Genomic DNA, 21260 nt, shown 5'->3' on the forward strand with positions numbered 1-21260 from the left:
TCTCAAGCGCGTTTTGCAGTGACGAAGGCCGCAAGGCTTGCCACATTGCTGAAATGGTTGCGGGTGTCCTTGGCGTCGGCATCTATCTTGATGCCGTACTGTTTCTGAATGGCCAGGCCAAGCTCCAGGGCGTCGACAGAATCCAGGCCCAGGCCTTCGCCGAACAGAGTCTGGTGGTCACCGATGTCGTCGACCTCGATATCCTCCAGGCCGAGGGCGTCGATGATCAGCTGTTTGATGTCACGGTGCAGATCGCTCATCTTCGGCGAGCTCCTTGATGAAATAGTGATGCAAAAAGTCGTTGAGCCTGCGCGAAGCAAGGGGCGGTGGGCCGAGCGTGGCGAACGATCCTGGATCTATATCGGCTCCCACATGGAAACTGAAGTGCACGCGTCGCTGGGGAATGCGGTACCAGGGTTCGGCCTTGGTCAGGGTGGTCGGGCTGACCTTGATGGTCACGGGCGTGAGGATTTTCGCACCCCGCAGGGCAATGGCCGCGGCGCCCCGATGAAAGGCCGGCGCCTGGCCTGGCTGGGTGCGCGTCCCCTCGGGGAACACGATCAGGGCCTGGCCATCTTTCAGGGCGTCGCTGGCGGCGTCGAGCATGTCCATGCTGCCGTCGTTGCTGATGTATTGGGTCGAGCGCAACGGGCCGCGGGTGAAGGGGTTGTCCCAGAGGCTTTGCTTGACCACGCAGTTGGCATCGCGCACCAATCCGATCAGAAAGACCACGTCGATCAGCGACGGATGATTGGCGATGATCATTTGTCCGGGCCGGCCAAGTCTTTCTGCGCCGTGGATCTGATAGGTGAGCACGCCGGTGCGGGCCATGAACCGGATGAAGAACCAGAACAGCCGCCCAACCGTGCGCCGGGCCCGTTGCCGATGGGCCTCGGGATCGCCGGGCCACCAGGCCAGCAGCGGAAACACCAGCAACCGCAGGCACAGCCCGCCCAGCCCGAACAGGGCGAAGCTTGCCGCGGTCGCGAACAGGCGCCAGTAATAGGCGTCGCGGTGCTTGCTTGTCACCGGTTGCGTTGCCAGGTCCATACACGATTCTTCCAGGCATGTTGGCAGGTGGTTTCGTTGTTCAGCAGCGTACGCAGCAGATCCAGGGCATGGGGCCAGTCGCTGCCCGACGGTTGAACCTGCGGGGTGGACAAGGCCAGTTGCCAATCGTCGCCGCGGGTCAGCAGCAGCCCTATCGCATAGGGAAACGGCACGTCGTCGACCCAAGGTTCATAGACCTTGGGCGGTTGTTCCTCGGTGATGACCAGCAGCACCGCCGGCGCACCTTCATTCAACAGCGCGGCGGCTTCCAGCATGCCATGTTCCAGTCCATCGCCTGTGGCGGCCAGCGCGGTCATCTCGCTGGTTTCGTTGCGCATGATCGACCAAAGGCCGATCACTGCGTTGTGCACCGACAGGCTGAACTGGGTGGGCGACAGCGGTTGGTCGGCTGCCAGGTCCTTGAGAATCTCGAATGTGCGCGGGGTTTCCCCGTGGCGGGAAATAAAGACCAGCGGCAGGTCCGGCCGGCCTTCGGCCAGGGGCCAGCCGACACTGAAGGCCATCCGCGCCAGGCGGCTGAGACGACGGCGCTGCATGGGCGGCAGGAACGAAACATCAGGAGCGGCGTCGTTGACGGGCAATATCACCGGCTGTCGGCTCCACGCCTGCCAGTCGTCCACGCTTTCGAGCCCAGGGGCCCATGCGCGCCATTGGGCGATATTGAAATTGATCAAAAGATTCATCCCACCCCTGCGGGCTTCTTATTGTCACGGTTCAGTGGTTTGACCCGCGCCCAACCCAGCATGGTCTTGCGACCCAAATGGCGCGCATTATCCCGGTGCCGTTGGCTTGTAGCAAACAATGGTTACATATAAGCGGGAAAACCTGACGGTGGGTTCGTCCCGGCTCGGACGTCTTATTGTCGCGATTATGTCGAGCCTGTCTGTCAGATGCTTCCGTCATCCTTCGGGCGGATTGACGCTTATTGACCAGAAAAAGCCACTAACGCTGTAGTCCATCCACGCTGAGGTAGCGAAGCGGTGTCATCGCCTACTACACTCGGGGATCTTTGATACACGGAGGTTTTGACATGCGGCGCGTGGTATTCAATCAGAAAGGTGGCGTGGGCAAGTCCAGCATCGCCTGCAATCTGGCGGCGGTCAGCGCCAGCGAAGGGTATCGCACGTTGCTGGTAGACCTGGATGCACAGGCCAATTCCACCCAATACCTGACCGGCCTCACCGGCGACGATATCCCCATGGGCATTGCCGACTTCTTCAAGCAGACCTTATCGTCCGGACCCTTTTCAAAAAAGAACAGGGTCGATATCTACGAAACGCCATTCGATAACCTGCATGTCATCACCGCCACCGCCGAGCTGACGGATTTGCAGCCCAAGCTTGAGGCGAAGCACAAGATCAACAAACTGCGCAAATTGCTCGAAGAGTTGGACGATGATTACGACCGGATTTACCTGGATACGCCCCCGGCGCTGAATTTTTACGCGGTTTCGGCGTTGATTGCTGCAGATCGCGTCTTGATTCCTTTCGATTGCGACAGCTTTTCCCGCCAGGCCTTGTATGGCCTGTTGGCGGAAATCGAAGAACTCAAGGAGGACCATAATGATGGCCTGGAGATCGAAGGCATCGTCGTCAATCAGTTCCAGGCCCGGGCCAGCCTTCCGCAACAAATGCTCGACGAACTGATCGCCGAGGGCTTGCCGGTACTGCCGGTGTACCTGAGCAGTTCGGTGCGCATGCGTGAATCCCACCAGGCAAGCTTGCCGCTGATTCACCTGGACGCACGGCACAAGCTGACCCAGCAGTTCGTGGAGTTGCACGGGTTGCTGGAAAACGCCTGATCAACAGCCGCTGCCGTCCCTGTGGGAGCGAGCCTGCTCGCGATAGCGGGCTGACAGGCGCCTCGATGTTGAATGTGCCTGCGCATCGCGAGCAGGCTCGCTCCCACAGTGAAGTGGTTTCAAATGCCCTGGCTGCGCAACCAGTTCATCAACTGCGGCAAGGGCAACGCCCCGCTTTGCCGTGCGACCTCCTTGCCATTCCTGAACAGGATCAGGCTGGGAATCGAGCGAATGCCCAATTGCGCCGACAACTGCTGATTGGCTTCGCTGTCGAGTTTGGCCAGGCGGCATTTGCCGGTCAGTTGCGTGGCGGCCTGTTCGAACACCGGCGCAAAGGATTTGCAGGGTCCGCACCAGTCCGCCCAGACATCCACCAGCAACGGCAGGTCGCCCTTGACTTGGCTGGCATAGTCGCCCTGCTTGAGTTCGAACGGTTTGTCCAGTAGCACCGGGGCCTTGCAGCGCCCGCACTTGGGCTGGTCGTCCAAACGGTCTGCAGGTAGGCGATTGAGCCCGTTGCATTGGGGGCAGGGAATCAGCATCAGCTCAGGCATGGTGGGCTCCAGAAGACAGTCATGACGCTGATCTGGTGTCTGCGAGGCGGTTTATCAAGGCTGCCATTCATCAGATGCGCCGCACTGACGCCCTTCGATGGCCTCAAAAAACCACAACGCATCCGTTTGTAACCCAAGGAGGTCCCATGAGCCATCCTCGAGAACCTGTCACGCGCGCACCGCAGGACAACCCCAACGACGACGGCTGGGTGCTCGGCACCGCCGGTCGCGACGAAGACCCGAATGCCGCTCCCGCCTATGCAATCGATCGCCGCCACGAACGAGACGAACTGACCCCGGAAGACGCCCGCAGCCTGCCCGGCTACCCCGAGAAAAAAACGCCGGTCAAACCAACTGACAAGGATGCCACCGAGGCAGAGCCGGGAATCGAGACGCCTGAGCAGGGGAACGATAAGGTCGGCTGAGTGGGTTTCTTCATATCCGTTCACATCTTTTAAGCGAAGCCTCAACTTCCAGACGGCTAGGCTGTAGGACGGCAGCCTAGCCGTCTGTCTTTTCATCTGTATCGCAATTTGCGATATGCCGAATCTGTGTTTAACTCCTCCATAGCAAAATGCGATAAGGACGTTGCATGCATGTGATTACTGAGAAGCGCATTTGGGAAGCAAAGGAGAAGTGGCCGCGCTCGGCCGGTGCCCTGGACCAATGGTATCGACTGATCAAGCGCAACAATCCGTCGGACTTCGCAGCGATGAAAGCCATTTTTCCCGCCACCGATAAAGTCGGCCCGCTGCATGTACTCGATATTGGTGGGAACAAGTTGCGCCTGATCGCTGTGGTTCGATATCGACCTCCGCTTATATATCAAATGTGTGCTGGATCATCAGGAATATGACAGAGGCAAGTGGAAGGAGGAGAGGGGATGAGTGCACTGATAGAACAAGTGGCTGCCCATTGGGAGTTTGTGTCGCCTCTGCTGCGCAAACCCAGGGACGAAGAGGACTACGATCGGCTGGCCGGTGCTCTTGATGAGTTATTGGAGCGGGTAGGTGACGATGAGGCGCATCCATTGATGAGCCTGGTGGACATCATTGGAGAATGGATTGAGGCATGGGACCATCAACATCGACCGATGCCTAAAGCAAGCGGCGTCGAGGCACTTCGTTATCTGATGCGTGAGCACGGCATGAGCCAAAGTGATTTGCCGGGTGTAGGTACGCAATCGGTGGTTTCGGAAATATTGGGTGGCAAGCGTCAGCTCAATTTGAGGCAGGTCCGCTGGTTGGCCGAGCATTTTGGCGTATCGGTCGAGACCTTCATCTGAAGGTCTCGACACGGGTATTCAGGACGAGCAACTGATCTCCAGATGCTTGCCCCACTCCGGCGGCCGTTGCGCGTAGCTGTCCATGCCCGGTTGCTCTTCGAACGGGTGGCTCAGGACCTTGTGCAGGCGGCGGACCTCTTCGTAGTCGCCTGACTCGGCGGCATCGATGGCGTTCTGTGCCAGATAGTTGCGCAGCACGTACAGCGGATTAACCGCATGCATACGGGTACGGCGCTGCTCCTGATCGATACTGCCTTCACGGCCGACGCGGGCGATATAAAGTGCGCCCCAGGCGTCGAAACCCATGAGGTCGACGAAGTCATCACGCAGTGTAGCGACGGCCTGTTCAGGCGTTTGATCACCCAGCCGGCGGAAGAACAGGCTGTAGTCGACGCCGCTGTTCTGCATCAGTTGCAGCAGGCGCTCCACCAGTTTCTGGTCATCGTCCTCGGCGGTGGTCAGGCCGAGGCGACGGCGCATCAGGTCCAGGTAGTGGGCCTGGTAAAGCGGCAGGTACAAGCCCAGGGTCTCGCGCAGGGCTTCGACGCTGATGAACGGCGTCAGGGCCTGGGCCAGGGCGCTGAGGTTCCACTGGCCGATGGGTACCTGGTTACTGAAGGAATACCGGCCCTGGTCATCGGAATGGTTGCAGATGAAATGGGCGTCGAAGTCATCGAGGAAGGCAAACGGCCCGAAGTCGAAGGTGATGCCCAGGATCGACATGTTGTCGGTGTTCATCACGCCATGGCAGAAACCATAGGCTTGCCATTTCGCAATGAGCTCGGCGTTGCGTTCGACGATTTCGCGGAACATCGCCAGGTACGGTTCCGGCTGTTCACGGCATTCGGCAAAGTGCAGGTTCAGCACGTGTTCGGCGAGCGCGGCATGCAATTCGGGTTTCTTGGTGTAGTAAAAATACTCGAAATGACCGAAACGCACATGGCTCGGCGCCAGGCGCAGCACCATGGCGGCGCGCTCCTGCTTTTCACGCCATACCGGGGTGTCCGAGCCGATCACGCACAAGGCGCGGGTGGTGGGGATGCCCAGGGCGTGCAGTGCTTCGGATGCCAGGAATTCACGGATCGAGGAGCGCAACACTGCTCGCCCGTCGCCCATCCGTGAGAACGGCGTCTGGCCCGCGCCCTTGAGGTGAAGGTCCCAGTGTTCGCCGGCTTCGTTGTACACCTCGCCCAGCAGCAAGCCTCGGCCATCACCCAGTTGCGGGTTGTAGTGGCCGAACTGATGCCCGGAATACACCATCGCCCGAGGCTCGGTTTCGGCCCACAGCTTATGCCCGCCGAACAGCTCGGCAAACAGCGGTGCCTGGGCTTCGGCCGGATCCAGATCCAGCAGAGCCATGGCGGCGGGGCTGGCGACGACCAGTCGTGGGTTGTCGATGGGTTCGGGCAGCACATGGGCGGAAAAACCGTCGCCCAGGCGGGCGAAGCGGTTATCGAAGGACAAGGTTTCCAGCGTTTTCATGGCCGTCTCCGGCGCGATGCCCGGTGGCACCGCGCATCAGTCGAGTGTGTCTTGCGGCGGCTCTGGCACCGGCTTGATGCTGGCTACGGTCGAGGGCACGGGCGTGATGGTTTTCTTGTCGGGCTCGGCGGGCACCAGCTTGTATTCCTGGCCGTTGAGGTTCTTCAGGTAGATTTCCATCTGCCGGAAGGAGATGTTGATGTGCTCCTTCTTGAACTCACGGTTGATGAAGCGGTTGATCTCGTCCAGCACCGGGTTACGGTCGCCGAGATCGCGCACATGCATGCGCAACTCGTGGTCCAGGGTACTCTCGCCGAAATTCAGGAAGTACACGATCGGTTCAGGTTCCTTCAATACCCGCGGGTTGTCCCGGGCAGCCTTGAGCAGCAGTTCCCGGACACGATCCAGGTCCGAGCCGTAGTCCACGCCCAGTTTCAGGGTGACCCGGGTGACCGTGTCGGTCAACGACCAGTTGATCAGCTGACCGGTAATGAAGGTTTTGTTCGGGACGATAATGTCCTTGCGGTCGAAGTCGGTGATGGTGGTCGCGCGGATGCGGATCTTGCTGACCGTGCCCGACAGGTTGCCGATGGTGATGGTGTCGCCGATCCGTACCGGGCGCTCGAACAGGATCATGATCCCGGAAATGAAGTTGGCGAAGATCTCCTGCATGCCGAAGCCCAGGCCCACCGATAGCGCGGCCACCAACCATTGCAATTTGTCCCAGCTCACGCCCAGGGTAGACAAGGTGGTGACGAAACCGACGCCGGCGATCACGTAGGACAGCAGTGTGGTGGTGGCGTAGGCGCTGCCCTGGGCCAGGTTCAGCTTCGACAGCACGAACACTTCCAGCAGGCCGGGCAGGTTGCGCGCCAGGGCGAAGGTGATGCCGATGATGATCAGCGCGCCGAGCAAGTCGCCGATGCTGATGGGTACCATGCTCATGTTGACGCCGGTGCCGCTGGTGTACTCGTAGAGGGTGATGTTGTCCAGGTACGAGAACACGCTGATCAGGTCCGACCAGACCCAGTACAGCGCGGCGATGAAGCCGCCCAGCAGGGCCAGGCGGATCAGGCGCAGGGACTGCTCGTTGACCTTCTCGATGTCCAGGGACGGCTCCTCAACCACGGCTTCGCCATCGCCGGCCTCTTTGGCCGCCTGGCGCTTGGCCAGGGCACGCTGGTAGGCCAGCCGTCGGGCCGCTACCGACAGACCACGTACGAAGGTGGCCTCGATCACCAGCCAGAACATCAACAGGTACAGGGTATTGATCAGCCGGTCGCTGAGCTTCAGCGCGGTGTAGTAGTAGCCGAAGCACACCGCGACGAACAGCGCGATGGGCAGTGCGGTGAAGATCACCCCGACGGCTTTGCGGAACAGGGAGGCGTTGCGGTGTGTCGGGCTGCTGAGCAACAGACGGCTGAGCAACCAGGCCATCAAGGCATAGCAGGTCAGGACCACGGGCATGCCCAATACGTCATCGGCCAGTGTCGAAGGCTGCAACTCGGCCACCGCCACCACAGCTACCAGCGCCAGCACCACCAGCCCGAGCCGACGGATCCAACCCTGGAGGAATTCGACCTGCGGTTTTTCCCAGCGGAAGTGCAACTCGGCCACGCCGCCGGGTGCCAGGATGCGATAGGCGGTATAGAACACCAGCCAGGCCTGGCCGATCTGCAACAGGGCTGCGCCGAGGTTGGCGTTCTGGCCGCGGGCATCGATTTGCAAGGCAAAGCCGCACAGGGCCAGCCCCAGGGCGACCGGCATCGCCAGCAGGATGTTGATCAGGATCGCCTGGGGTGTGTGCCACTGGCTGTCGCGCTTGAAGTGCCCCACGTCCTGGTGAACCTTGTTCAACCGGGCGTAGAGGTGCTTGCGCCGCCACAGCAGCGCGCCGATCAGCAAGGCCAGGGGCAGGAACAGCAGCGGTCGCTGTGTCAGGCCGTCGGCCAGTTCGCTGAGGCTCGAAGTCCAGGGCAGCGAGTCGACCTGCTTTTCCAGGCGAGCCGGCACGCCACGCATCCATTCGAAATCCAGCGGTTTGTTGCTGGGGATCCAGAACATCTGCTCTTCGAGTGTCGCCCGGAGGTTTTGCGCGGTGCTGAGCAGTTGTTTTTGGTTGAGCTGCAGGGTGATCGATTCGTTGAGCACCGCGCTCAATTCGCGGCTCAGGCGTTCCAGCAGGTCGACGCGGGTCAGGGCCAGGTCCAGCAGGGTCTTGCGCAGCTGCGGCGTGACTTGCTCCGACGGCTGGGACGCCAACAGGTTGTCCACGTAGGCGCTCGGATTGTTCAGCAGCTCCCGTTGCTGGCTGACTTCGAACTGGTACAGGCGGATGTCGGCGATCTGGTCGGCGAGGTTCTGGTCCAGCTTCAGGCGTGGCAGGGTCTGGCGCTGCTTGTAGAGGATCTTGGAGAGCAACAGGCTGCCTTTGAGCACGCTGATCTGCTCATCCAGGGCCGCGTCGGTCTGGGTGACGCTGTCCAGCAACTGCTTGGTCTGCAGGTTTTGCTGGGTCACCTCGTTGAGGCGGTCGGTACTCTTGAGCAGATAGTCGGAGAGCTTCAGGTTGGTCGCGCTTTCGGTTGCCAACAGGCTGCTGCCGCCGGCCTTCTGGGCTTCGATGGACTGCTGGGTCACCGTCTCCTGGGACTGGGCCAGGCGCTTCTGGTTGATCAGGTTCTGCAAGTCCTGGATTTCCTGCTCCATGCGAGCGATCTTTTCCATCAACAGGTCGTGTTGGCCGTTGCCCAGGTCCTGCAGCTGGCTGTTGCCGGCCAGTTCCTGGCGGCGCAACGGAATCAGCGCGTTGAGGGCCGCCAGTTCGGCGTTGAGCTGATCGCGTTGTTCGGCGCTCAGGGGCTTGCCGGCGTCCCTGCCTGCCTTGAGGATGCTATTGATCTGCTGGATGCGGGTCTGGCTGCTGGCGATTTCCGCCTGGGCGCGCTCGGGGCGGGTCTGGGCGGTGATGATCAGGCTGTTGGCATCGGCGAGGGCTTTTTGCAGGTCGCCCTGCTGAGTGGAGCGCTCCGTCAACATTTGCTCGAGCTGGGGAATCGGCAGGTTGGCATAGCGCTGTGCCACGGGGACCACTGCGGTGTTCTTGAGCCGCGCCAGTTCACGCTGGTTTTCGATGTTCTGCTTCGGTGCGCTGGCCAACTGTTGCTTGAGGGCGAGCAGCTTGCGTTCGTAGTCAGCCTTGCTGGCGAGCTGGGCCAGGGTGTCCTGCAATATGGCTTGCAAGGCTTTCTGGTCGGCTTCTGGCAGCTTGCGGTCGGCAATCTTGTCCAGGCTGGCCTGCACCGAGTCGCTCGTGGGCGGTTCGGCTGCGTGCAGCGTGGAGACGGAAAGACTCAGGCCCAGCAGGGCGATGGCGAAGAAAGAGCGCAGGGTAGGCATAGAGACCGGACGAGCAGATTAAAGAATGGGAGCAGTTTAGAGGAACAAGCCGGGACCCGGGCGACTTCCTTCGGGGAATCTGACGCCCACTTTGCCGATCTTGTTCCCGTCCATGGCCGCGACGGTCCACAAGGTGTTGTTCCACTCCACCTGGTCACCGACCACCGGCGCGCCACCGACTTTCTGGGCAATGAAACGGCCCAGGGACAAGTCCGGATCGATGCCGTCCAGCTTCAGCCCGTACAGGGCGGCAACCGCGGCCAGTTGGGCGTCTCCTTCGAGTACGAAGTCGCCGAAGAAGCGCAGATCCAGGCCCCTTTGTGGCGCCTGGCTGAAGAGTTTTCCCAGGGCCGGCAGGTCATGTTCATGACCGATTACACAGAGCAGATCGTCGGTTTCCAACACCGTACTACCCGACGGATGGAGCAGTTGCTGGCCACGAAACAGCGCTGCGATACGTGTGCCATCGGGCATTTTCAGGTCCCGCAGGGGCGAGCCGATGCACCATTTTTCCGCCCCGAGGCGATAGATGAACAGCTCCCACTCGCTGGTGACATGAACCTCCAGCGCCGCCCGTGAAATCGGCAAGGGCTCCGGCGGGACCGTGACATGCAGCAACTTGGCGACCCAGGGCAGGCTCGTGCCCTGGACCAGTAACGACACCAGCACGATAAAGAACGCCAGGTTGAAATAGAGCTGGGCGTGGGGCAGGCCGGCCATCAGTGGGAACACCGCCAGGATGATCGGCACCGCGCCACGCAGCCCGACCCAGGAGATGAAGGCTTTCTCGCGACCATGGAAGGCCTTGAAGGGCAGCAGGCCGACGATGACCGACAGCGGCCGTGCGAACAGGATCATCCACAACGCCAGGCCCAGGGCGGGCAAGGCGATCGGCAACAGGTCATGGGGCGTCACCAGCAGCCCCAGCACCAGGAACATGCCGATCTGCGCCAACCAGGCCATGCCGTCGAGCATGTGCAGGATGCCGTGGCGGCTGCGCACCGGGCGATTGCCGATGACCAGGCCGCACAGGTACACCGCCAGGAAGCCGCTGCCGTGCAGGGCGTTGGTCAGGGCGAACACGGCCAGGCCGCCACTGATGACGAGAATCGGGTAGAGGCCGTTGGCCAGGTTGATCCGGTTGACCAGTTGCAACATCAGCCAGCCGCCGCCCAGGCCGAGCACCGCACCGATGCCGAACTCACGCACCAGATGCCCCACCAGGTTCCATTCCAGGTCGGTCTGGCCGCTGGCGAGCATGCCGATCAGGGTCACAGTCAGGAACACCGCCATGGGGTCGTTGCTGCCGGACTCGATCTCGAGGCTGGCGCTGACCCGCTCGTTCAGGCCTTTGCCGCCCAACAGCGAGAACACCGCCGCGGCATCGGTCGAGCCGACGATGGCGCCGATCAGCAGGCCCTGGATCAGGTTCAGGTTGAACAGCCACGCCGCCGCCAGGCCGGTCAACCCGGTGGTGATCAACACCCCGACCGTCGCCAGCGACAGCGCCGGCCACAAGGCCACCCGGAAACTCGAGACCCGCGTACGCAGGCCACCGTCCAACAGAATGACGGCCAGCGCGAGGTTACCGACCAGATAGGCCGTGGCGTAGTTGTCGAAAAGAATACCGGCCCCATCGACGCCGGCAACCATGCCCACGGCCAGGATGATCACCAGGATCGGGATGCCCAGTCGGGAAGAAAGAGAACTGACCAGGATGCTCGCACCCACCAGCAACGCGCCGATCAAGAACAGGCTGTTGATGGTCGTCGCAGTCAAAGGCAGTACTCCGGGAAAACTGAAAGACGGGCACAAACCGGCCATGCAGTCTGCGTGCCAGCGATTCTAACCTGTTGAAATGCGATGCTGTCAAAAAAGGTTTGGACTGCGGCTTCTCTGACCGTTTTGCAGGAAGCTTCCGGCCCTGCACAGAAACCTTTCTTACCTTCGTACCGGAGGCGCCTGATTTTGAAAAGGCGATCCCAACAATATCCTCAGCGCTCAAATATTCAATTGACGAAAAAAAGATGGCTACCTAACATCGCGCCGCTTTTTGGATGTCATTTTCGAGGGATCGAACATGTTTACACCCGCCCATTGGGCGAGGTTGTGCCTGGCTTTGCTGTGCCTGTCTCCGCTTGCTTCGACCCATGCCGCTCCTACCCCCGGTGAAACCGACCTGATCCGCGAGCGCCAGAACCGTTTGCTCGAAGAGCAGCGCCGCCGTCTGGAAGAGCTCAAGGACCTGCCGGGCCAAGAGGCGAAACCGACCCAGCCAACCGCTCCGGCCGATACCCGTTGCTTCCCCATCAAGACCATCGAACTCAAGGGCGCCGACAGTCTTTCGGCCGGTGAGCGCGAGCGTTTGCTCCAGCCTTACATCGGCCAATGCCTGGGCGTGCCCCAGCTCAATGAATTGCTCAAGGTCATCACCGATCACTACATCGAAAAAGGCCTGGTCACCAGCCGTGCCTACTTGCCGCAGCAGGACCTGTCGGGCGGTCATCTGCAGGTGCTGGTGGTCGAGGGACGGCTGGAAGGCTTGAAGGGTGCCGAGAGCAGCCAACTGTCGGCGCGTGAGTTGGCGATGGCGTTTCCCGGCAAGACCGGCGAGCTGGTCAACCTGCGGGAAATCGAGCAGATGGTGGACCAGCTCAATCGCTTGCCATCGAACCAGGCGCAGATGGAGCTGACCCCCGGCCAGAACGTCGGCGGCAGTGAAGTGCTGGTCAAAAATACCCCGCAGAAGCCCTGGCGCGCCGGGCTGTACCGGAGCAACGACGGCCAGCGCAGCACTGGCGAGCAGCAATGGGGCACCCGTTTCGAATGGGACAGCCCGCTGGGCCTGGCCGATCAGTTGATGTTGCGCGGCGGTCATGACGCGATGAGCGATCACCAGCACACCTCGCGCAACGCCATGCTCTATTACAACCTGCCGTTTGGCTGGTGGAACGTCAGCTACACCTACAGCCAGAGCGAGTACCGCTCGCAGATCGCGGCCAACGGTTTCAACTTCAAGCAAAGCGGCGACAGCCAGAACCATCAGTTGCGGATCGAGCGTGTCATCTATCGCGACGCCATGAGCAAGACTTCCCTCAACACCGGTCTGGCCTACCTGCGCAGCAACAACTTCATCGAAGACAGCAAACTGGCCCTGAGCAGCAATCGCCTGAGCGAAGCGCAGTTCGGTATCAACCACGGCCGTCGGGTCGGCAGTGCCTTCGTCAACCTCGACCTGGGCATGCAGCAAGGCATCGGCGCCTTCGATGCCCAGGCCAACCACGACCCGGCACCCGGCCAGGCTGACGCCCGCTATCGCAAATACACCGCCACGCTCAGCTATTTGCAACCGTTCAAACTGTGGGACGAGTCTTTCAGCTTCAGCAGCTTGATGACCGGCCAGCGCAGCGAAGACGTGCTGTTCAGCCCGCAGCGCATGAGCCTGGGCGGAGAGTCTTCGATTCGTGGCTACAAGGACCAGTCGTTGGCCGGCGACAACGGTGGCTACTGGCGCAACGACTTGCGCTGGAGCCGCCCGGTGACCCTGGAATGGCTGCGTCCGGTATTTGCCGAATACGGCACCAGCCTGGGCTATGACCAGGGCGTGATCAGCGGGACCCGCTACAACGGCGATCAGCACGGGCGCATGTCGAGCAACTCGCTGGAGCTGTTCGCCCGCGGCCAGCACCTCACCGCCAGCGTCACCTTCGCCCACTCCCTGGAACGCCCGGATGCCCTGACCGAGCGTGAAGCGCCGATCTATTTCCGCGTTGATCTATCCATTTAATTCTGTTGCAACGAGACCTGATCATGGACGACCGCCAATACGCGTTCCTGGCCCGCCAGCCTTCCGCCACCCTGAAAACCCGCGACCGGTTCTGGGGCATGCCCAAGCGCGGCCTGGCATTCCTGTTGGCCAACGTCATGTTCTGGCAGCCTATGTGGGCCCAGGCTGGCGGCATCGTCGTCAGTGCGCCGGGCACCAGCCTCGGCCAGGCAGGCAATGGCGTGCCGATCGTCAACATTGCCAAGCCCAACGGCAACGGTCTGTCCCACAACCAGTTCAAGGACTACAACGTCGGTAGCAACGGCGTGATCCTCAACAATGCCACCAACCCGACCCAATCCACCCAACTGGGCGGGATCATCCTTGGCAACCCGAACCTCAAGGGGACGGCCGCCCAGGTCATTCTCAATGAAGTTAACGGCGGCAGCCCGAGCCAGCTACGGGGCTACACCGAAGTGGCGGGGCAGTCGGCCCATGTCATCGTCGCCAACCCCTACGGCATCACCTGCAACGGCTGCGGCTTCATCAACACGCCCAAGGCGACCCTGACCACCGGCAAACCGGTGATCGAAAATGGTCGGTTGAGCCGCTACCAGGTGGACCAGGGCAGCGTGGCCATCGAAGGCGCGGGTCTCAACGCCAACAACATCGACAGCTTCGAGATCATCACCCGCAGCGCCAAGATCAACGCCGAGATCCAGGCGAAAAACCTAACCATCGTCGCCGGTCGCAACGACGTCGATGCCGCCACCCTCAAGGCCACTGCACGCGCCGATGACGGCAGTCCCAAGCCGCAACTGGCGATCGACTCCTCGGCCCTGGGCGGCATGTACGCCGGGTCAATCAAGCTGGTGGGGACCGAGGCTGGTGTCGGGGTGAAGCTGGACGGCAAGATGATCGCCAGCGGTGGCGACATTCAGCTCGATGCCAATGGACATTTGAGTCTGGCGCAAACCACGGCAGCGGGCGCCGTCGAGATCAACGCCAAGAGTCTGGACGCTCAGGACACCATCTATGCGGGCCGCCATGTCCAGGCGACCACCCAGGGCGACATCAACAATCGACGCGCCATTGCCGCACGTGACGGTGTCACGCTGACCACCGACGGTCAGCTCAACAACCTGGGGGTCATCGAAGCCGGGGTCAATGCGGACAACACCCGCAACCAGGTCGGCGACGTGGTGCTCACGGCGGCCAGCATCGACAACCGTGGGCAAAGCGTGGTCGCCAGTCGCGACTTGAAAGCCACGACCACGCAGACCCTCGACAACCGAGGCGGCACGCTCTCTGCGGCGAAAACCCTGACCGTCAAGGGTCAGGATATCGACAACCGCGCCGGCACCCTGGTCAGCCAGGGCGAGCTGAAAGCGACAGCGACCGGAACGCTGGATAACCGTGACAAAGGCATCATCGCCAGTGACCGCGAACAGACCCTGGTCGCCGGGACGCTAAAGAACAGTGACGGCGCCATCAGTGGCAAAAGCACGCTGAAGATCGACGCGAAACGCCTCGATAACAGCCTTGGCAAAATTGCTTCCGACGCCGCGCTGACCCTTGAAGGCAATGATGTTGAAAACAGCGGCGGACAAGTCACCAGCCAGGGAGACCTCGTCGCCACGCTGAAAAGCTTCAACCAGCAGAACGGCAAGTTGATCAGCCAGGGAAAACTCACCCTGACCGCCGACAGCATCAGCAACACGGACGAGGGTTATATCGCCTCGGTCAAGGCCATGAGCCTGACGGCCAACCACCAATTGCTCAATACCGGTAAAGCGATCATCAGCACCGAGCAAGGGCTGACAATCAGCGGCGGTAGCGTCGATAACAGCAACGGCAGCCTGCTCAGCCAGGGGGGCTTGAAGGTTGATGTCTCCGGCGACTTCGTCAACCAGGACGGCAGCGCCATCACCCAGGCCGGGAACGTGGAGGTCGAGGCTCTCAATCTCGATAACCGTGGCGGCGTGCTGGCCAGCGTCGAGGGCTGGCTGAAAGTCACGCTCGACAAGGTGCTGGACAACGGCGAATCGCTCAGCGCAGGCGGCGATGCCGGATTGATTCAGGCACAGTCTGTCGAGCTCGATGCGAAGCAGGCGGTGCTCAACAATGGCGGGCAAGTGGCGGCCTTGTCCGGGACCGCTGAGGTCTCCACCGTCACGCTCGAAAACCGCAACGGTGACCTGCTGGCCAAGCAGGCACTCATGGTACGCGCCCGCGACCTGGACAACAGCGATGGACGAGCGGCTGGAGACACCATTGATTTCGGCCTTACCGGCGCATTGATCAACCAGCGCGGCCTGGTGGAGGGTGCCAATGGCCTGCTGATCGGCGTTGCGTCGATCGACAACCAGGGCGGCAAGCTGCGTTCGGTAGGCACCCAGGGCTCCGCGACCCTGACGATTACCCAATTGTTGGACAACCAGCGCGGCACCATCGAGGCGGCCACCCAGGACCTGTCCTTGCAGATGGCGGCATTCCAGAACGCTGACGGCAATGTCCGGCATGTGGGCACCGGCACTTTGGACGTGGACATCGCCCGATTCAGCAACGTCGGTGGCAGCCTGACGACCTCGGGCACCCTGACCGTCGACGCGGCGCGTTGGGACAACAGTTCGGATATCCAGGCCGATGTGCTGGACCTGAAGGTCGGTCAACTCAATCAATCCGGCAGCGGTAAGTTGAGCGCCGTTCAAAGCATCCTGGCCACGGGCGGCACCTGGAACAACGCGGGCATCATCAGCAGCGACGGTGACCTGGATCTACGATTGAGTGGGGCCTATGTCGGTACCGGAAACAGTCAGGCCAGTGGCTTCGGTCGGTTTGACCTGAGCGCGGCCAGCGTCGATCTGTCCAGCGGTTCGCGCCTGGCCGGCGGTGGCGACACCCGCATCACCAGCCTGGGAGTGGTGACCAACGGCGGGCGAATCACCGGGGGCGGCAAATTCTCCCTGGCCGCGACCCGTCTGACCAACACCGGCACGCTCGGCGGCGCCGAAGCTGTCGAGTTGAGCGCCAACGAGGCGCGCAACGATCGCGGCTTGATCTTCAGCGGCGCGGACATGGCGCTGCGCTTCAACACCTTCACCAACGCTTTTGGCGACGTCTACAGCCTTGGAGCGCTGGACGTCGCGGCGCGAGATGGCGTCGCTCGCAGTGAGTTGCTCGAGAACATCTCCGGCACCCTCGAGTCGGCAAAGGACATGTCGCTGCGCAGCAACGTCCTGATCAATCGCAAGGACGTCTTCAGCACCACCGATGAGCTGGTGTCGGGCTCCATCAGCGTCACGTGTTATGACTGTGGTGGCGATCACCACAACGTCGATTATGTCGCCACTGAAACCTACAAGAGCGTAGTGCTCCAGGATTCGGCCAGCGCCACGCTGATGAGTGGCGGCAAGCTGACCATTGACGGCTCCTCAGTCTCCAACAACTACAGCGTGATGGCCTCGGGTGCCGACCTGCTGATCAAGGCGGACAACTTTGCCAACGTCGGCGCTGCTGCCGGCTCCAGCGTCAGGACGCGGACCTGGAACACCGGCAGGGTGACCGACGGAACCGACGAGCGTTTCCGGGCGAGATACATCTTCCCGTATAACGCCCAGGCCAACCCGAAGGAAGTCCCTGTCGATGCACTCAACAGCTTCCGTCAGGTGGGTGATATCACCACCGTGACACCGGGTGCGCCGATGGCGCCGGCGGTCGTTCAATCGGGGGGCAACATCGACATCCAGGCCACCCAGAAACTGGAAAATAGCAGCCTCGTGCAGTTCCAGGCGCCATCGGCGGGGGCGGCCAGAACAGCGGCGACGGATGTCGCCACCTCCACGCAGCCTGCGGTGGTGGTGCTCAATCCGCAATTACCGCCGGACCTCGCGCAGCAACAGGTGAACCCGACCAGCATGCCCGGGTTCTCCTTGCCGACGGGCGATAACGGCCTGTTCCGTGTCGTTGATAGCGGCGCTGCGGCGCAAAACGGCCATGACCAGAGCCGTGCGACCGTCCAGGGATCGGATGCGAGCCGGGTCATCGTCGGTCCCAAGTACTTGATCGAGACCAATCCAGCGCTCACCGACCTCAAGCGGTTCATGAGTTCGGATTACCTGCTGCGCAACCTGGGCTATGACCCCGATACCAGCTGGAAACGCCTGGGCGATGGCCTGTATGAACAACGCCTGATTCAACAAGCGGTGCTTGCCCGCACCGGCCAGCGCTTCATCGCCGGGCAGACCAGCGACGAAGGCATGTTCAAGTACCTGATGAACAATGCCATCGCCAGCAAGGATCAGTTGAACCTGGCCGTTGGCGTGACCCTCACCTCACAACAGGTTGCTGCACTGACCCACGACATCGTCTGGATGGAAGACCAGGTGGTCAAGGGTGAGCACGTCCTGGTGCCGGTGCTTTACCTGGCCCAGGCCAACAACCGGCTGACGGCGGACGGCGCGCTGATCCAGGGCAAGAACCTCACGCTGATCGCAGGCACCGACCTGAAGAACTTCGGCACGCTGCGGGCCAGCGAAAACCTCTCGGCAGCGGCCGGGAACAACCTGGTCAACACGCGCCTGGCCGAAGCCGGCGAGCGCCTCAAACTGGTTGCCGGCAAAGACCTGGTCAACATCCAGGGCGGCATTCTCAAGGGCAAGGACGTCGAACTGTCGACGTTGAGCGGGGATATTCGCAACGACCGCACCATCACCACCGTTGAGAGCAGCGGCACGGGCTTCAGTTCGAAAACCTCGGTCGTCGACAATGCTGCACGCATCGAGGCCGGCAACAACCTCACCGTGCGGGCTGCGGGCGATTTGCTGAATGTGGGCGGCGCGATGACGGCGGGCAACGACATCGAACTGAGCGCCGGAAAAGACATCGTCATCTCCGCGGCTCGCGAAGAAAGTGGCTCGATGCGCAAGGACAAGCGCCACTTCTGGGAACAGCGCCAGACCGTGCAGCATGCCAGTGAAATCAAGGCCGGCGGCGACCTGAATGCCGACGCGGGCAACAACCTGACCGTCGTCGCCAGCCATCTGGAAGCCAAGGGCGATATCAACCTCACCGGTAACGACGTATCGCTGATTGCCGCCGCGAACGAGACCTCCAGCGAATACCGTTACAAGCGCAGTGGCAAGAAGATCAACAAGGAAGAAGACCATGTCCAGCAGCAGGCGACCACCCTCAATGCGGGCGGGGATGTAGCGATTGCTGCGCGCAACAACCTGTCGGTGATAGCGAGCAAGATTACGGCGGGTGACGAGGCGTACCTGGTTGCGGCTAAGCAGATAAGTCTGCTGGCTGAGCAGAATCGGGATTACTCGTTGTATAACATGAAAAAGAAGGGGAGCTGGGGGAGTAACGCCGCAAGGCGAGATGAGGTGACGCAGATCACTCATATCGGCAGCGAGATCAAGGCCGGGGGCAACCTGAAACTGATCAGCGGTGGGGATCAGACCTACCAGGTGGCGAAGCTGCAAAGTGGCAATGATCTGACCCTCGACAGTGGTGGGCGGATCATCTTCGAGGGGGTCAAGAATTACCACGACGAAAGCCACACCAAGAGCAAAGGTGACCTTGCCTGGTACAAGATGAAAGGCGAGGGACGCACCGATGAGACCTTGCGCCAGAGCGAGCTCGTCGCCCAAGGGCAGTTGGTCATCAAGGCCGTTGACGGCCTGCGTATCGACGTCAAGCAAGTCGATAAACAGAGTGTCAGCCAGACCATCGACGCGATGGTGAAGGCTGAACCGGGCCTGGCCTGGATGAAACAGGCCGAGGCGCGTGGCGATATCGACTGGCGCCAGGTGAAGGAAATCCACGACAGCTTCAAATACCAGAACTCGGGTTTGGGCGCGGGCGCCAAGATTGCCATTGCAATCCTGATGTCGTTCATCATGGGGCCCGCCGGCTTCGGACTTACGGGCGGCAACCTGGCTGTCGCGGCCAGCCTGAGCACCACGGCAGTCACCAGCACCATCGATAATAAAGGCAACCTGGGACTGGCACTGAAGGAAACCGTTAGTGCCGACAGCCTGAAGAATGCGGCCATTGCCGGATTTACCGCCGGTGCTTTGGATTATGCCGACGAGAACTGGTTTACCAGCGCCGACAGCGCCAGCACTACCACTCAAGGCGTCGAGCCGTCGACCGGCTCAGCGGGTTCCGCAGGCTCGGCATCGAGCGCCAGTAACTCCTCCAAGGACATCTTCCGCTGGAGTAACGCGACTGACACGGCCATCCGCACGACGGGGCGAGCGGTAATCTCCAGCGGCATTTCCACCGCGATTGGCGGTGGCAGCTTTGGCAGCAACTTCAATGCTGCCCTGCTGGGAGAAGCCGGCAATGTGGCGATGGCGACCGGATTCAACTGGGTGGGCGATACCATCAAGTTCCCGGATGGCGGCCCTGAGAAAATTGTTGCCCACGCGATCATGGGTGGCCTGCTGGCTGAGCTGACGGGCAGCGACTTCAAGACCGGCGCGGTAGCCGCCGGTTTGAATGAAGCGCTGATTCCCGGCATGGCCAAAGTGGCGGATAAAAACAAACATCTGCAGTTGATGTTGTCGCAACTGACGGGCCTATTGGCCGCGGCCGCGGTAGACGGTGATCTGAATACCGGCTCGAAGATTGCCGAGAAAGCGACCACGTTCAACTACCTGTTCCATGCGGAACTGGTGGAGAGAGAGCAGAAGCTCAACACCTGCAAATCGCCAGCTGATTGCCAATCCATCCGGGATTTTTACAACAACCTCGACACAGCCCGGAACCGGGAGTTTGGGCAGTACTGCCAGCAGAATCCGGTGGGCTGTGGGCAGATTACGAAGCAACTGGCGGATGAGATTCCGGCCAATGAAAAATTGCTGCATGACGGCAGAAGCTCGGGGTTCGATCGCTCGGCAGCACTTTGGGAAATCACGCGGAGTAACGAGCGGGCCATCAATACCGGCATTATCGAGCATACGCGCACCGAAAACGGCGATGGTGCTGCATTACTGGCCGAGCTTGCGTCGAATGGATTGAGTCCGGATCGGGGGTTGTTCGCGTCGACGGCTGGGGGGAAGGGTGGTACAACCGGGGTTAAGGTTGGGGTTGTAGGAAGCGATAACAAAAATGGAATGCTGGGCGCACAAGGTGTCCAAACTGCAAGTAAGACAATCTGGAAAGGGGATGGTAAAGAGCGTTTGGATGTAGAAAATCCTAATCCTGGCCAGCGTCCAGGACAACTCCACTATCAGGATAATAAAGGAAATAAATATCTTTATGATCCTGAAACCAAATCATTTCCTGATGCGCCAAAATCGGTAAATCAACTTTTGAAAAATTCGAGATTTTCGCAGGCTATCGAAAAAGGGATGTCAAAATATTTAGGGGCAAATCATGATTAAGATGAACGAAAAGATGAAAAATGACCTGGATGGCATTGATCGGGTTGAACGCCAGCTTCCTGCTGCTTTGGCTGATATTATCGCGCAGGGTATTATTCAGAAGGATGGCTGTTTTTTTCTCGCTGCCCTAGCTAGTAAAAGCACCAATGCCGTAGAGTCTAACTTTTTGGATCGCACCGGATGGGAATGTTTTGTAAATTCAATTCATATAGATGACTTTGCAGATTCGGATTATCTTCTTAATGCGGTACTTTTCGTTCGTTCGGTGTTGGGAGAGTGGGCGCGAAGAGGATATGAGGGAGTATTTCAATCGATAATTTCAAGTGATGAATTTGGCTCGGTTGTAAAGTTTCATTTTTTGCGAGAGGGCCAGTCTTGGGTCGGAAGTGATCTTGAGAAGTATGAGGATTCAATTTTATTGGTTGATTCTGCCCAAGACTATGGGGCTCAGGGGCTGCTTTTTGAATGACTTGTATGAGATTAGGCTAAGAGAGGCACTGGTGGAGAA

The 21260-nt window shown here is 60.5% G+C and carries 13 protein-coding genes and 1 pseudogene; 7 read left to right on the plus strand and 7 right to left on the minus strand.

The window, feature by feature from the left end; all coding sequences use genetic code 11:
• Positions 1-2 precede the first annotated feature (2 nt).
• The 3 genes from FBY02_RS12660 to FBY02_RS12670 are packed head-to-tail and all read right to left on the minus strand — an operon-like array spanning position 3 to position 1754.
• Positions 3-260 carry a phosphopantetheine-binding protein gene (locus FBY02_RS12660; RefSeq protein WP_024779865.1) on the minus strand — a complete coding sequence of 86 codons (258 nt, stop codon included), beginning with the start codon at positions 258-260 and terminating at the stop codon, positions 3-5.
• A complete protein-coding gene (locus tag FBY02_RS12665) occupies positions 241-1050 on the minus strand; it encodes a 1-acyl-sn-glycerol-3-phosphate acyltransferase (RefSeq protein WP_144927975.1) in 810 nt (269 codons plus the stop codon). The genes FBY02_RS12660 and FBY02_RS12665 overlap by 20 nt, the downstream gene beginning before the upstream one ends.
• A complete protein-coding gene (locus FBY02_RS12670; protein WP_144927978.1) occupies positions 1026-1754 on the minus strand; it encodes a beta-ketoacyl synthase chain length factor in 729 nt (242 codons plus the stop codon). Before FBY02_RS12670 ends, FBY02_RS12665 begins: the two co-directional genes overlap by 25 nt.
• A gap of 347 nt (positions 1755-2101) precedes the next feature.
• On the opposite strand from FBY02_RS12670, the gene FBY02_RS12675 reads away from it, so the two are divergent.
• Positions 2102-2872 (plus strand): ParA family protein, encoded by a 771-nt coding sequence (locus FBY02_RS12675; protein WP_144927981.1) that lies wholly within the window; start codon positions 2102-2104, stop codon positions 2870-2872.
• Between the two features lie 119 nt (positions 2873-2991).
• On the opposite strand, the gene trxC is transcribed toward FBY02_RS12675, so the two are convergent.
• Entirely contained in the window at positions 2992-3426 is a 435-nt protein-coding gene (trxC, locus tag FBY02_RS12680) for a thioredoxin TrxC (RefSeq protein WP_144927984.1), read from the minus strand.
• Between the two features lie 146 nt (positions 3427-3572).
• On the opposite strand from trxC, the gene FBY02_RS12685 reads away from it, so the two are divergent.
• From FBY02_RS12685 to FBY02_RS12695, 3 genes and pseudogenes are all read left to right on the plus strand, one after another.
• Positions 3573-3851, plus strand: coding sequence for a hypothetical protein (locus FBY02_RS12685; RefSeq protein WP_144927987.1), 279 nt, complete (start codon positions 3573-3575; stop codon positions 3849-3851).
• Between the two features lie 167 nt (positions 3852-4018).
• Positions 4019-4313: pseudogene (locus FBY02_RS12690) on the plus strand (type II toxin-antitoxin system HigB family toxin).
• Positions 4310-4711, plus strand: a complete 402-nt coding sequence (locus tag FBY02_RS12695) for a type II toxin-antitoxin system HigA family antitoxin (RefSeq protein ID WP_144927990.1) — start codon at positions 4310-4312, stop codon at positions 4709-4711. The pseudogene FBY02_RS12690 and the gene FBY02_RS12695 overlap by 4 nt, the downstream one beginning before the upstream one ends.
• A gap of 18 nt (positions 4712-4729) precedes the next feature.
• Here the strand turns inward: FBY02_RS12695 and selO are convergent, their stop codons facing one another.
• From selO to FBY02_RS12710, 3 genes are read right to left on the minus strand one after another with little or no spacing between them, the layout of a single operon-like run.
• Positions 4730-6193, minus strand: coding sequence for a protein adenylyltransferase SelO (selO, locus tag FBY02_RS12700; RefSeq protein WP_144927993.1), 1464 nt, complete (start codon positions 6191-6193; stop codon positions 4730-4732).
• Between the two features lie 36 nt (positions 6194-6229).
• Complete coding sequence (mscK, locus tag FBY02_RS12705) at positions 6230-9592, minus strand: mechanosensitive channel MscK (protein ID WP_144927996.1); 3363 nt, start codon at positions 9590-9592, stop codon at positions 6230-6232.
• Positions 9593-9628: 36 nt separating this feature from the next.
• Positions 9629-11371: a potassium/proton antiporter gene (locus FBY02_RS12710; RefSeq protein ID WP_144927999.1), complete on the minus strand. Its 1743-nt coding sequence runs from the start codon at positions 11369-11371 to the stop codon at positions 9629-9631.
• Positions 11372-11672: 301 nt separating this feature from the next.
• On the opposite strand from FBY02_RS12710, the gene FBY02_RS12715 reads away from it, so the two are divergent.
• The 3 genes from FBY02_RS12715 to FBY02_RS12725 are packed head-to-tail and all read left to right on the plus strand — an operon-like array spanning position 11673 to position 21221.
• Positions 11673-13379, plus strand: a complete 1707-nt coding sequence (locus tag FBY02_RS12715; RefSeq protein ID WP_144928002.1) for a ShlB/FhaC/HecB family hemolysin secretion/activation protein — start codon at positions 11673-11675, stop codon at positions 13377-13379.
• A gap of 23 nt (positions 13380-13402) precedes the next feature.
• Positions 13403-20752 carry a DUF637 domain-containing protein gene (locus FBY02_RS12720; protein WP_144928004.1) on the plus strand — a complete coding sequence of 2450 codons (7350 nt, stop codon included), beginning with the start codon at positions 13403-13405 and terminating at the stop codon, positions 20750-20752.
• Positions 20745-21221 carry a hypothetical protein gene (locus FBY02_RS12725; protein ID WP_144928007.1) on the plus strand — a complete coding sequence of 159 codons (477 nt, stop codon included), beginning with the start codon at positions 20745-20747 and terminating at the stop codon, positions 21219-21221. Before FBY02_RS12720 ends, FBY02_RS12725 begins: the two co-directional genes overlap by 8 nt.
• Positions 21222-21260: the final 39 nt, after the last annotated feature.

This window comes from Pseudomonas sp. SJZ078 (assembly GCF_007828255.1).
Taxonomy (GTDB): Bacteria; Pseudomonadota; Gammaproteobacteria; order Pseudomonadales; family Pseudomonadaceae; genus Aquipseudomonas.

What these genes read in the sequence shown, in the direction of transcription:
- FBY02_RS12660 (WP_024779865.1), bottom strand. Translation starts at nt 260, where the DNA reads ATGAGCGATCTGCACCGTGACATCAAACAGCTGATCATCGACGCCCTC.
- FBY02_RS12665 (WP_144927975.1), bottom strand. Translation starts at nt 1,050, where the DNA reads ATGGACCTGGCAACGCAACCGGTGACAAGCAAGCACCGCGACGCCTAT.
- FBY02_RS12670 (WP_144927978.1), bottom strand. Translation starts at nt 1,754, where the DNA reads ATGAATCTTTTGATCAATTTCAATATCGCCCAATGGCGCGCATGGGCC.
- FBY02_RS12675 (WP_144927981.1), top strand. Translation starts at nt 2,102, where the DNA reads ATGCGGCGCGTGGTATTCAATCAGAAAGGTGGCGTGGGCAAGTCCAGC.
- trxC (WP_144927984.1), bottom strand. Translation starts at nt 3,426, where the DNA reads ATGCCTGAGCTGATGCTGATTCCCTGCCCCCAATGCAACGGGCTCAAT.
- FBY02_RS12685 (WP_144927987.1), top strand. Translation starts at nt 3,573, where the DNA reads ATGAGCCATCCTCGAGAACCTGTCACGCGCGCACCGCAGGACAACCCC.
- FBY02_RS12695 (WP_144927990.1), top strand. Translation starts at nt 4,310, where the DNA reads ATGAGTGCACTGATAGAACAAGTGGCTGCCCATTGGGAGTTTGTGTCG.
- selO (WP_144927993.1), bottom strand. Translation starts at nt 6,193, where the DNA reads ATGAAAACGCTGGAAACCTTGTCCTTCGATAACCGCTTCGCCCGCCTG.
- mscK (WP_144927996.1), bottom strand. Translation starts at nt 9,592, where the DNA reads ATGCCTACCCTGCGCTCTTTCTTCGCCATCGCCCTGCTGGGCCTGAGT.
- FBY02_RS12715 (WP_144928002.1), top strand. Translation starts at nt 11,673, where the DNA reads ATGTTTACACCCGCCCATTGGGCGAGGTTGTGCCTGGCTTTGCTGTGC.
- FBY02_RS12720 (WP_144928004.1), top strand. Translation starts at nt 13,403, where the DNA reads ATGGACGACCGCCAATACGCGTTCCTGGCCCGCCAGCCTTCCGCCACC.
- FBY02_RS12725 (WP_144928007.1), top strand. Translation starts at nt 20,745, where the DNA reads ATGATTAAGATGAACGAAAAGATGAAAAATGACCTGGATGGCATTGAT.